At 49.9% G+C, this 12,984-nt stretch carries 7 protein-coding genes and 1 riboswitch; all 7 genes read right to left on the minus strand.

Annotated features, from left to right (window positions below; genetic code table 11):
• Positions 1 to 27: 27 nt before the first annotated feature.
• Entirely contained in the window at positions 28 to 924 is an 897-nt protein-coding gene (gene era / locus ABGT54_RS00150; RefSeq protein WP_346662297.1) for a GTPase Era, read from the minus strand.
• 73 nt (positions 925 to 997) lie between these two features.
• Positions 998 to 3,919, minus strand: coding sequence for an insulinase family protein (locus ABGT54_RS00155; RefSeq protein ID WP_346662298.1), 2,922 nt, complete (start codon positions 3,917 to 3,919; stop codon positions 998 to 1,000).
• 220 nt (positions 3,920 to 4,139) lie between these two features.
• Positions 4,140 to 5,774: a Na+/H+ antiporter NhaC family protein gene (locus ABGT54_RS00160; RefSeq protein WP_346662299.1), complete on the minus strand. Its 1,635-nt coding sequence runs from the start codon at positions 5,772 to 5,774 to the stop codon at positions 4,140 to 4,142.
• 205 nt (positions 5,775 to 5,979) lie between these two features.
• Positions 5,980 to 6,156, minus strand: a riboswitch (Lysine riboswitch).
• 126 nt (positions 6,157 to 6,282) lie between these two features.
• Complete coding sequence (glsA, locus tag ABGT54_RS00165; protein WP_346662300.1) at positions 6,283 to 7,167, minus strand: glutaminase A; 885 nt, start codon at positions 7,165 to 7,167, stop codon at positions 6,283 to 6,285.
• 84 nt (positions 7,168 to 7,251) lie between these two features.
• Positions 7,252 to 8,127: a Uma2 family endonuclease gene (locus tag ABGT54_RS00170; protein ID WP_346662301.1), complete on the minus strand. Its 876-nt coding sequence runs from the start codon at positions 8,125 to 8,127 to the stop codon at positions 7,252 to 7,254.
• Positions 8,128 to 8,355: 228 nt separating this feature from the next.
• Positions 8,356 to 11,892 (minus strand): pyruvate:ferredoxin (flavodoxin) oxidoreductase, encoded by a 3,537-nt coding sequence (gene nifJ / locus ABGT54_RS00175; protein WP_346662302.1) that lies wholly within the window; start codon positions 11,890 to 11,892, stop codon positions 8,356 to 8,358.
• A 126-nt stretch (positions 11,893 to 12,018) separates the two neighbouring features.
• Complete coding sequence (locus tag ABGT54_RS00180; RefSeq protein ID WP_346662303.1) at positions 12,019 to 12,960, minus strand: GTP-binding protein; 942 nt, start codon at positions 12,958 to 12,960, stop codon at positions 12,019 to 12,021.
• Positions 12,961 to 12,984 lie beyond the last annotated feature (24 nt).

Consider the following 12,984-nt stretch of genomic DNA (forward strand, 5'->3'; position numbering starts at 1 on the left):
GATAGGTTCTCCCGGAAAACCATTTCTTTATTCTTCTTCCCGGTATCCAAAATTTTTCATCAGGAACTCGCTGTCGCGCCAGTCCTTTTTCACTTTCACCCAAAGCTTGAGATTTACCTGGCAATCCAGCATTTTTTCAATCTCATACCGGGCCGTGCTTCCAATTTTTTTCAACATATTTCCTTGTTTACCAATAATAATCCCCTTGTGAGAATCCCGCTCGCAGATGATCGTCGCATCAATGTGCATGATCTTATTCTTTTTCTGCATCCGGTCAATGGCCACAGCAATACCGTGAGGGATTTCTTCCTGCAGGCTGTGGAGGGCCTTTTCGCGGATCAGTTCCGCCACGATCTGGCGCTCCGGCTGGTCGGTCACCGTGTCCTCATCATAAAACTGCGGGCCATAGGGCAGATATTTGAAAATCTCCCGCACCAGCTCATCTGTATTATCCCCGTTTCTCGCGGAAACCGGCACGATCTCCGCTAAATCGCAGACATCCTTGTACGCCGCGATCACCGGAAGGATCTCCTCCTTCTTCACACTGTCAATCTTATTGATCACCAGGATCACCGGTGTGTTCACCCGACGAAGCTGATTTGCGATATGCTGCTCGCCGGCGCCGATAAACGTGGCCGGCTCCACCAGCCAGAGGATCACATCCACTTCCTTCAGCGTCCGTTCCGCCACATTTACCATATACTCGCCCAGCTTATTCTTCGCCTTGTGGATCCCCGGCGTATCCACAAACACGATCTGCCCCTCTTCGGTAGTCAGGATCGTCTGGATCCGGTTCCTCGTCGTCTGCGGCTTATTCGACGTAATCGCAATCTTCTGGCCGATCAGCTGATTCATCAGCGTAGATTTTCCCACATTCGGCCGGCCGATCAACGTCACAAAGCCAGATTTGTAGTTATTGTTCATATTTTCCTCCCAATGGGGACGTAGTCATTTTCAAAAGGGGACAGGGTAAAGTGCAAATCGTCTACGTCCCCTGTTAAAAACTTGTCACTTCGCCAAACATTTCTTTTTCTTCTTCAATCTTTTCTTCGCTGCCGATGACGCATACCTGCTCGGCGGCCAGCACAGCTTCTGCTACGTCTGCCAGCGCCCGGATATCTTCCTGTCCTGCTTCCAGGATCTCTTCCCTCTCTTTACGGATCATCTCTTCGCTGACATGATTCATGTAGAGGTTCATGGAGCGGTCGCCTTTGGCGGCCGGCGTCATGGGCTGGTCTATATTGCTGATAGTGCCGATGATGTATTTGGTCATGTCCCGTTCGCTGACGGTGAAGTTCCGGAGATATTCCGGAACGCCTTTGTAGACTTCCATAGTGCGTTTCAGGTGTGGATCCCGGTAGGAGACGAAATATCCCTCCCCGATCCTGTTGAAGTTGCTCATGCAGCCGTAGGCTCCACCTTTGACACGGATATTCTGCCACAGGTATTCATAGCTCATGATCACTTTCAGGATCTGCAGTGCCCCGGTATAGGACGCACCCTGGTCAATAAAGTTACCGGCTCTTGCCACATACTGCACTTTGGAAGCTGTCTTGAAGCCTTCGTTCTTTTTCTCACAACGCAGGACACAGGCGCCGGTTTTTACCGGATCTTTAAAGAGCTTTTCATTCAGCCCTTTCACCTGTTCTTCCATCCTCTCCAGACCCTCCTTTGCGGCAGTGTAGCTGATCATCATGTTGTCCGCGCGGAACAGCTGTTTTGCCAGACTGCAGAGTTTTTGGATCATATCGCCTTTTTCTTCCTCATAATGACCGGCGATCCGGGAAACCACCCGGTAAAATTCTACGCCGCCTGTCAGATCTTTTAACCTGGCCGACGGAGACGCATAGGCCATAGCTCTTAAAGCCGCTGTGGTGTGGCCGGCAGACTGGAAGCGCATCAGCAGCCTGGATTTTAACATTTCCAGGATTTCCAGAAGCCGCTTCTCATCTGTAAGCTTTGATTCCGTCAGGATCTCTGCCATCATAGCGAATGCCACAGGCAGCTTCTCATAGAGGGCCTTGGTTTTGATCTCAAATGTCGCCTTAAATGCTTTTTCTTTTACTTTCGTCACATCCGGATACAGTTCCAGTGAAGTGCCGATACCGCCGGTGTGCACATTGATCTCGTTAAACAGTTCGCCGTATCCATAATGTGTGGTGTCTATAATACCAAGCGACGCCTGCAGGATTCCCACATAGGGCAGAAGTTCTTCCGAAACGCCGGACATATCGAACAGAAGATCCAGATATCCGATACCGTTGGTCTCAATCTCATGGAATACCACCGGGATCCCCGCCACTGTCCTTTCTTCGTTAAAAACAGGCGCGATCTCCCGGGAAATGTCTTCTCTTTTCAGCACCGGGATCTTCTCCAGGTCTTCCGGGCTGTCCTCGCGGGTCTGGTACTCCTCCAGCCCACGGGTTTTTCTCACCAGTTCTTCCCTTTCTTCCCTGCTTAACTGTTCTTTCCGGGCCGCAAGCTTTTCCTTTAATTCCCGATCAAGTCGGGCAGTCCTGCCTTTTTCCGGTTTCACCACCACAATGGCTCCGTGCGGATTTTCAAGAATATAACGACGGATCAGATCTTCATAGTAGCCGGTGCCGATCTGCTTTTTCAAAAATTCAAAAGTATCCAGCGCCTCGATATGGATAAAGGGCTTTTCATCGTCATAAAGCCAGCTGTCCAGAATCTGCAGTCCATACATCAACCCCTTGGGATAGCTGCCAAAATCCGCCTCCCGATATCGGAATTCATGGTAATTGATCCCTGCTTCCAGTGCCTTGCTGTCCATGCCTTTTTCCACAATCTCGCCCAGCACTTCTTCAATCTTCCGTACAAACGCATCTTTCTGATCTGCATTTGCATTTTTGGAAACCACAGAAAACACCGGCTGATAAATTCCATTATCATAGGAACCCATAATATCTTTGCCAATGCCTGCCTCTGTCAGCGCCTTCTTAAGCGGCGCCCCAGGCGCAGACAAAAGCGCGTAATCCAGAATCTGAAATGCCAGATACAGCTCTCTGTCCAGGCTGGTTCCGATCACTTTGTTGTAAGACAGATAGGTGTTATCTTCTTCCGGCTCATCACTTGCGACTGAATAAGGCAGTTCTTTTTCTATCACCCCGGCAAACGGCTGCTGCAGCGGAATTTCAGATTCTACAGTGATTTTATCAAAATGGCACAGATACTCCTGATCCAGCCAGTTCAGCTTCTCCTCCATGTCCATATTCCCATACAGGTAAATGTAACTGTTGGAGGGATGATAGTAGGTTCTGTGAAATTCCAGGAACTGCTCATACGTCAGTTCCGGAATGTGTTCCGGGTCGCCGCCGGATTCATTGGCGTAAGGTGTGTCCGGGAAGAGTGTATTTAAAACTACTCTGTCCAGTACGCTTTCCGGAGAAGAAAACGCTCCCTTCATTTCATTATAGACCACGCCATTGTAGCTAAGCTCGCCGTCCGGCTCGTTCAGCTGATAGCTCCATCCTTCCTGCCGGAAAATCTCATCATGACGATAAATATTGGGATAAAGTACTGCATCCATATATACATGCATCAGATTCTGAAAATCTTTATCATTGCAGCTGGCTACCGGATATACCGTTTTATCCGGGTAGGTCATAGCATTCAGGAATGTGTTCAGCGATCCTTTTACCAGCTCCACAAAAGGATCTTTCGCCGGAAAGTTTCTGGAACCGCAGAGGACTGAATGCTCCATAATATGGGGTACACCGGTACTGTCCTTTGGCGGCGTACGAAATCCGATGCTGAACACCTTATTCTCATCATCATTTTCTATCAGAAGCACCCTCGCTCCGCTTTTTTTATGGCAAAGCAGCCATCCCTTTGCACGGATCCCTTTCAGATCCTCTGTCTGTAAAATTTCATATCCTTTGATATTTGCCTGATTCATATGCCTGTCTTTACGACTCCTTTCCTGTCCTTTTCCTGTTTCTCGCTGGTTCTTCTTATCTTTTCACTTACCGCTTTTCACTCATTTCCACATATTATAACGCTTTTCTACAGCCACTGCAATCAAAGAAGCGCCAAAAAGCAGATTCCGGCACATGAAAAGAACGGCGCTGTTTTATTCACGCCGTCCTTTTCTTTTATCTTAGATTTCTCACAGCTTTCTACCTCTTATTGTCTGCTATCTGCTCCGTCTTATGCACGGAAATTTTAATCACACAGAGGGTCCCGACCATCAATATCACTCCAACCGGCAGACAAATAAAGGGATTTCTTACGAATCCTGCAATGATATACGTCACAAAAGACACCGCCGCACAGGTTACCGCATAGGGCAGCTGTGTGGTGACATGATTCACATGGTTGCACTGTGCTCCTGCCGAAGACATAATGGTCGTATCCGAAATCGGGGAACAGTGATCACCGCAGACCGCCCCTGCCATGCAGGCAGAAATGGAAATGATCATCATGGTCTCGTTGGTTCCCTGGAACACTGCCACCACAATAGGGATCAGGATGCCAAAGGTTCCCCAGGAGGTTCCGGTTGCAAAAGCCAACAGACACCCCACCAGAAAGATAATGGCCGGAAGAAGGTGAAGAAATCCTCCTGCCGCAGACTCTACAATTCCAGCCACATAATCTGCCGCACCCAGACTGTCTGTCATGGCTTTCAGCGTCCATGCAAAAGTCAGGATCAGGATCGCCGGCACCATAGCCTTGAAACCTTCCGGTACGCAAACCATTGTCTCACTAAAGCTTAACACCTTTCGCAGCGCATAAAATACGGTCACGATCACAAATGCAAAAAAGCTTCCAAACATCAGTCCTACCGAAGCGTCGCTTCCGGAAAATGCCTCTACAATGCCTGCGCCCGAGAAAAATCCGCCGGTATAGATCATGCCAGTCACACAGCAGACAATCAGTACCAGAACCGGGAATACCAGGTCAATGACCTTTCCTTTTATCTCGCCTGTCTCTTCCTCCATGCCTGCATAGGGCCTGTCAGGCGTAGTATAGAGATCTCCTTTTTTCGCATTATCCTCATGAAGCTTCATCGGGCCGTAATCCACCTTCAGAAGCACCAGCGCCAGCATCATGGTGATCGTCAGAAGTGCATAATAGTTGTAAGGGATGGCCCGGATAAAGATGGAAAATCCGTCCTCCCCCTCTACAAATCCGGTAACCGCAGCTGCCCAGGAAGAAATCGGCGCAATGATGCAGACCGGAGCAGCTGTGGCGTCGATCAGATACGCAAGCTTCGCTCTGGATACGTTGTGTTTGTCTGTCACAGGCCGCATCACGCTTCCCACAGTCAGACAGTTGAAATAATCGTCAATAAAGATCAGCACCCCCAGCAGGATGGTGGCAAGCTGCGCGCCTGCCCGGCTCTTGATATGCTCGCTGGCCCAGCGTCCGAAGGCGGCCGATCCTCCGGCCTTATTCATCATGCAGACCATAATTCCAAGGATGACCAGGAACACCAGGATCCCCACATTATAGCTGTCGGAAAGTACTCCTACAATTCCGTCCTGGAATACATGTGTCACCGTCCGTTCAAAAGTAAATCCCGAATAAAACACACCGCCGATTAATATTCCGATAAACAGAGAACTGTATACCTCTTTTGTGATCAGCGCCAGTACGATCGCCACCACCGGCGGGATCAGGGACCAGAATGTGGCATACAGATCCGGCACATACTCCTTCGTCCCGTCCGCTGCAAACACAGTTCCTGCACTGCAGACCAGAATAAGCAGAACCACGGTCGCCCCCCAGACTATTTTTTTCTTCTTTCTCATCCTTCTTTTCCTCTTTTCTCTTTTATTTTTCCTTTTTTCTTTTTCCTTTCACGCCGCATATAGGCTGTGGCAACCTGCCGTCATCTCGCCCCGGGCCTGTAAAACTTACGTCCGGGCTCCGCCCAGGCGCCTTCATAAAAAAATGCCATGAACTTACGTCCCGCGGCGCACGTTCCTGGCATAATTATCATTTCTCCTGATCCTTATCCCTGATAGCGCTCCACAAAAAGTGACAGTCCGCAGCATCTTCTGCATACGTCCCAGAGAAAAGGGTCCGGAAACCCTCCCTTTCTCTTCGGCAGCCTCCCCTTTCTTCCTCAGACAGCCATTCCGGTGCTTATGTCTGAAAAATACTGATGAAGCCTGCGCCTCTATCCGGTTCATGATTCATTTCTTATATTTTTGCATTAATCCCCTGAAATGTCAACCAGAAATACTCCGGTCCGGAGAAAGCCGGCAAAAGCCCGACAAAGTCCGGGAGCGTTCCAGGCAAAGTCCGGGAGCGTGCCTAGAAGAGAGAAACACCCATCTTCTCGGAAAGATACTCCAGGATCTTGATCCCGCCGGCGCTGTTTCCTTTTTCATCCAGGGCAGGGCCAAAGACCCCGATGCCCATCCGGTCTACCAGAGACGCCGCAATCCCGCCGCCCACGCCGCTCTTTGCCGGAAATCCAACGGTCATGGCAAATTCACCGGAGCCGTCATACATCCCGCAGGTCAGCATCAGCGCCCGGATGGCCTTGGCGTTCTGGGGTTCGATCAATTCTTCCCCGTCCCTGGGATCGATCCCGTGATTCGCCAGCACCAGGCTCATGTAGGCGATATCGTGGGCTGTCACATTGACAGAACACATGCGGAAATAAAAGTCCAGGCACTCTTCCACGTCTCCCTCCAGGATCCCGGACGCCTTCAGGTAATAGGCCAGCGCCCGGTTCCGGTCTCCGGTGTCCCGTTCCGACTCATATACCGCCTGATTTAACGCAATCTCATCGTTGTCGCAAAGTTTTCTGGTAAATGTCAGGAAGCGTTCAAACTTCTCGTCCGCATCCGCCCCCTTAATACAGCTGGCCACCGCGATCGCCCCCGCATTGATAAAGGGATTGAAGGGCCTTGTCTTCGTTTCCAGTTTGATAATGGAATTAAAGGGATCACCTGTCGGCTCCACCCCCACCTTTTCATGAAACAGATGGTCCGCCCCGCAGTCCCGGATTGCCAGGATCAGGGACGCCAGCTTCGAAATACTCTGTATCGTAAAGGGAATGCGGGTATCCCCCGCCTCCAGCACATTTCCCTCCAGATCGATGGTACACACGCCCAGATAATACTGGTTCACCGCCCGCAGCTCCGGAATATACTGCGCCGTTTTCCCCAAATTTTGTAAATGCCTTTCCATATCGCAACGCATCTTTTAATAAATCCTCTGTCACTTTCATACCAAACTCCTCATTCTTTCTATCATATACGGACCCGCAGCTTCTCAATCCTCGTCCTCTCTTTTCTCCCTTTCATCATCCTCTCTTTCAGAGCCCTCTCTTTCAGAGTCCTCTCTCTCATAAAGGAAGCGGACATATTCATAGATCGATGCAAAGTCCACCCTGCACTCTCCGTCAAAAATCCCCACCGGTATCTGATCCGTAAATGTATACAGCGCCGGAAAATCCGTGTGCTCAAAATCATAAACCAGCACCCGTTTCTTCTTCGGATCAACGATCCAGTATTCCCGGACTCCGGCCGACTCATATTTACCAAGCTTCACGTACATATCCTTTTCCCATGTGGATGGGGAAAGGATCTCCACCACAAAATCCGGCGCCCCGTAAACGCACCGCCGCACCACCTTACTGCGGTCGCATACCACCAGCACATCCGGCTGCACCATCGTCCGGTCATCCCTGTCAAGCTGCACATCCAGCGGAGCGGTCATGGGCAGACAGGCCCCTTTCTTCCGGTCAATATAGCTTCGCAGCTGACTCCAGATTTCTGTAATCAAGATCTGATGGATGGACTCCGGCGATGACATATCATAGATCACACCGTCGATCAGCTCCACCCGCCTGTCATCCGGCAGAGCATAATAGTCTGCCAGCGTATATTCCCCCTGAACCTTCGGATCATTCGCCATATACGCCAGGCTTTCCGCCGTCCGGTCCGGTCGCGGACTTCTCTCCTCCCCTTCTCTTTCCACTGAACGGAACACTGTCTCCAGCGCCTGCATCGTAGTATATCTGGGCGACTCCGTCACCCCCGCAAAGATCTTCTGCACCGTCGCAAGCGGAACTCCGGTATAAGTAGAAATCTGCTCATTCGTAAGCCCATACTCCCTCTTCTTCTCCCGCATCTCCTCAAGCGTCATAGCCGGCCTCCTTTCCGTTCATTACCATTTGTTCTGTATATAGCATACCATATTTATGCCATATTTGGCAATAATATGGCAAGCAATGGAAATCGAGACGTAGCCCTTTGCAAAAGGGCTACGTCTCGATTTCCATTAGCCGCCAGATCACTTCCCGCATTGCCGAAAATGGAAAAGGGGACGTAGACCTTTTGCAAAGGTCTACGTCCCCTTTTCCATTTTTTCCGTTTATTCTTCTCCGTACAGAGTTACCAGTTTCTTCAGATAGGAATATCTTTCCATTGCTTCCTGCTCGTTCTTTGCGAAGAGTTTTTCTGCTCTTTCCGGATTGGATCTCTTCAGAGCGTTGTAACGAACTTCGCCGTTCAGGAATTCCTGATATCCTTCTTCCTTCGGCTCTTTGCTGTCCAGCGTGAATTTCGCGCCTTCTGCTGCCGGGTTGAAGCGGAAGTTGTTCCAGTAACCGCATTCTACTGCAAGCTGCTCTTCGGTCTGAGCTTTGCTCATACCTTTCTTGATACCGTGGTTGATACACGGAGCGTATGCGATGATCAGGGACGGTCCCGGATATGCCTCTGCCTCTGCGATGGCTTTTACGGTCTGGTTGAAGTCAGCGCCCATGGCGATCTGTGCTACATATACATAGCCGTAGCTCATAGCAATGCCTGCCAGGTCTTTCTTCTTGGTCTCTTTACCGTTTGCAGCGAACTGTGCAGTTGCACCTGTCTTGGTAGCCTTGGAGGACTGTCCGCCTGTGTTGGAGTAAACTTCGGTATCAAATACCATAATGTTGATATCCTCGCCGCTTGCGAGTACATGGTCAACGCCGCCGAATCCGATATCATAAGCCCATCCGTCACCACCGAAGATCCACTGGGACTTCTTAGCCAGGAAGTCTTTGTTCTTTACAACATCCTTGCAAAGGTCGCAGTCGCATCCATCCAGAACGGATACCAGCTTGTCTGTTGCATCTCCGTTGCTTGCGCCGCAGTTGAAGGTATCCAGGTATGCCTGGCATGCTTCTTTTACTTCTGAGGAAGCCTTGTCAGATGCAGCGATCTCTTCTACTTCTGCTTTTAATCTCTTGCGGATTGCCTTCTGGGCAAGCAGCATACCGTAACCAAACTCTGCGTTGTCCTCAAACAGAGAGTTGGACCATGCCGGACCCTGTCCCTTGGAGTTTACAGTGTAAGGTGTGGACGGTGAGGAGTTGCCCCAGATAGAGGAGCATCCTGTTGCATTTGCAATATACATTCTGTCGCCGAACAGCTGTGTTACCAGTTTTGCGTACGGTGTCTCGCCGCAGCCTGCACATGCGCCGGAGAACTCAAGGAGCGGCTGTTTGAACTGGCTGCCCTTTACAGTCTCAGGTTTGAACTTGGCAACAACTTCCGGTTTTACTTCGATCTCTCTTCCGAAATCAAATACTTCCTGAGAAGCTACGTTTGCTTCCATGTTCTCCATAACGAGAGCCTTCTCGCCCTTCTTGCCCGGGCAGACATTTGCACAGGAACCGCATCCGGTACAATCGTAAGCGGATACTGTCATGGTGAACTTCATTCCCGGCATACCGATCATATCGATAGCCTGTGTTCCTTCCGGAGCTTTTGCAAGCTCTTCCTCTGTCAGAGCTACCGGACGGATAACAGCGTGCGGACATACATATGCACAGCGGTTACACTGGATACAGTTCTCTGCCTTCCATACCGGGATATCTACTGCGATACCACGTTTCTCATATGCAGAAGATCCGGACGGTGTGGAGCCGTCTACATAATCATTAAATGCAGATACAGGCAGGCTGTTTCCTTCCTGGGAATTTACCTTGGTCTGGATGTTCTTTACGAAGCTTACAACATCGTCTCTTCCGCCCTTTACTTCCGGTGCGAAGAGGCCTTCATCCGGACAGGACTTCCAGGACTCCGGAACTTCTACTTCGTGTACCTGTTTTGCTCCTGCGTCGATGGCGTCATAGTTCATCTGAACGATCTTGTCGCCCTTTCTTCCGTAGGTGGCCTTTGCAGCCTTCTTCATCAGGTCGATCGCTTCCTCTTCCGGAATGATAGCTGCCAGTTTGAAGAATGCAGACTGAAGAACGGTGTTGATACGTCCGCCAAGTCCGATCTCCTTACCGATCTTGATACCGTCGATGGTGTAGAACTTGATGTTGTGGTCAGCGATGTAAGCTTTTACCTGTCCCGGCAGATGCTTCTCAAGGCCTTCCATATCCCACGGGCAGTTCAGAAGGAAGGTTCCTCCGTCTACCAGTTCCTGAACCATGTTGTATTTGTTCACATAGGACGGATTGTGGCAGGCAACAAAGTTTGCCTGGTGGATCAGGTATGTGGACTTGATCGGTGACTTACCGAAACGCAGGTGAGACATGGTAACACCGCCGGACTTCTTGGAGTCATAATCAAAGTAAGCCTGTGCATACATGTCTGTGTTGTCGCCGATGATCTTAATGGAGTTCTTGTTTGCTCCGACAGTACCGTCAGCGCCAAGACCCCAGAATTTACAGTTGATGGTTCCTTCCGGTGTGGTAACCAGAGCCGGTCCTACTTCCAGAGACAGGTGGGTTACATCATCCTCGATACCGATGGTGTATCTTTCTTTCTCTGTGTTGTTAAATACTGCAACGATCTGTGCAGGTGTGGTGTCCTTGGATCCCAGTCCGTAACGTCCGCTGAATACCGGAACGCTGTCAAATTTGGATCCTTTCAGTGCGGATACAACATCCAGGTACAGAGGCTCGCCCTGTGCTCCCGGCTCTTTGGTTCTGTCAAGAACATTGATGTATTTTACAGTATCCGGAATTGCGTCGATCAGAGCCTGCGCGCAGAACGGACGATACAGACGTACTTTTACAACGCCCACCTTCTCGCCTGCTGCCAGCAGATAGTCGATAGTCTCCTCGATGGTATCACAGGCAGATCCCATTGCTACGATTACCTTCTCGGCATCCTCTGCTCCATAGTAGTTAAACAGCTTATAGTTGGTTCCGATCTTTGCATTTACCTTGTCCATGTATTCCTGAACAATTGCCGGCATAGCATCATAGTAAGGATTGCATGCCTCTCTTGCCTGGAAGAAGATATCCGGGTTCTGCGCGGATCCTCTCTGGCACGGATGATTCGGGTTCAGTGCATGATTTCTGAATGCATCGATAGCGTCCATGTCTACCAGATCTTTCAGATCTTCATAATCCCAGGTCTCAATCTTCTGGATCTCATGAGAAGTACGGAATCCGTCAAAGAAGTTGATGAACGGAAGCTTGCCTTTGAGCGCTGCACAGTGTGCAACCGGGCTTAAGTCCATAACTTCCTGAACGCTGGACTCACAGAGCATGGCAGCTCCGGTCTGGCGACAGGCATACACATCAGAGTGATCGCCAAAGATTGAAAGGGCATGGCTTGCCAGCGCACGGGCAGACACATGGAACACTCCCGGAAGCTGCTCGCCTGCCACCTTATACAGATTCGGGATCATCAGGAGCAGACCCTGTGAAGCTGTAAATGTAGTGGTCAGGGCGCCTGCTGCCAGGGATCCGTGTACAGCGCCTGCCGCTCCGGCCTCTGACTGCATCTCAGTAACCTGGACCGTCTGTCCAAAGATATTCTTTCTTCCCTCAGTTGCCCACTCATCTACATGTTCTGGCATAACAGATGATGGAGTAATCGGGTAAATAGTAGCAACTTCTGTGTAGGCATATGCTACATGAGCCGCAGCCTGATTACCATCCATGGTCTTCATTTTTCTCGCCATTTTCGTTGTTCCTCCTTCAAAAATTGTACAAATTAGAAATAATTTGGCATATATAATTATTATAGCCCCAGGCAATTTAAAAGTCTAGTGCATCTTGGCCTTATTTTGTTCCTTTTTCGGTACATTTTACCCCAGATATACCACGTCTTCCGCCGGCTTCCCGGCCTCACGCAGTTCCTTCAGGTACAGCACCGGCTGATCATTTCCAAATCCAACCGGTTCATACGCAAATCTGGCCCTGACCATATAATATTTTTTTCTGTCTCCTTCAATCTTTTCTGCAGATTTACAGGGATACCCGTAAAACCGCATGTCAGCCGCGCAGCAGGTCATGATCTTTCGGACCGGCACAAACATATGGTCCTCCATTCCCTTCGGTCGGAAGATCTGCGCTTTAAATAAAATTTCCTTATTCAGATAACGATCCGGATGGTCATAGGCATCCACATACCAGATCCCAAAGTCCTCATCCGCCACTTCAATAACGTCTTTTTCCACGTCATAAGGAAGATCCTCCTGCGATGGCTGTATGATCTTTCCTTCTGTATCCTCAAAGATCAGCTGCGCCATGGGATTTTGTACCTTTAGAGCCCGACGGAACCCTGAGCGGTCTACTCCCGGCGCGCACCGGTTGATCACGATCAACTCAGATTCTGTCAGCTGTTCCATCAGCATGTTACGCATGTTTTTCAGGTACATATCCAGGGTCAGGCCGTTGACCGTAGAGTAAACGCCCTGCAGTTCCCAACTTCGCGGATACTGGATGCTTAAAAGATCTGAAAGCTTCCACATGCCGTTGTACTCGATCACCACCTGCACCGGACGGTATTTTTTCGTCAATTCCTTAAAATAAGCCGGCGTAAGAGTTTCCATTTCTGTCACCTGTTCCAGGACCATATCCTTTTCCTGTAAATATTCTTCAGTGTACGAAATTTCCCCTTCCTCGCAGCAGATCAGAAGCGTGCGTCCCGGCTCAATCCACTCCTGCTCCATCAGCGTCTCCTGAACCAGCGTAGTCTTGCCGCTGTCCAGAAATCCGGTTACAACAAATACCGGTATGACTCTCATCGTTCATTCTCCTCCCGATTCCTT

This window comes from uncultured Merdimonas sp. (assembly GCF_963929015.1).
Classification (GTDB): domain Bacteria; phylum Bacillota; class Clostridia; order Lachnospirales; family Lachnospiraceae; genus Merdimonas.

Excerpts from the sequence above, each read along its gene's own strand:
- nifJ (WP_346662302.1), bottom strand. The coding sequence starts at position 11,892 with ATGGCGAGAAAAATGAAGACCATGGATGGTAATCAGGCTGCGGCTCAT.
- glsA (WP_346662300.1), bottom strand. The coding sequence starts at position 7,167 with ATGGAAAGGCATTTACAAAATTTGGGGAAAACGGCGCAGTATATTCCG.
- ABGT54_RS00160 (WP_346662299.1), bottom strand. The coding sequence starts at position 5,774 with ATGAGAAAGAAGAAAAAAATAGTCTGGGGGGCGACCGTGGTTCTGCTT.
- ABGT54_RS00180 (WP_346662303.1), bottom strand. The coding sequence starts at position 12,960 with ATGAGAGTCATACCGGTATTTGTTGTAACCGGATTTCTGGACAGCGGC.
- ABGT54_RS00155 (WP_346662298.1), bottom strand. The coding sequence starts at position 3,919 with ATGAATCAGGCAAATATCAAAGGATATGAAATTTTACAGACAGAGGAT.
- era (WP_346662297.1), bottom strand. The coding sequence starts at position 924 with ATGAACAATAACTACAAATCTGGCTTTGTGACGTTGATCGGCCGGCCG.
- ABGT54_RS00170 (WP_346662301.1), bottom strand. The coding sequence starts at position 8,127 with ATGACGCTTGAGGAGATGCGGGAGAAGAAGAGGGAGTATGGGCTTACG.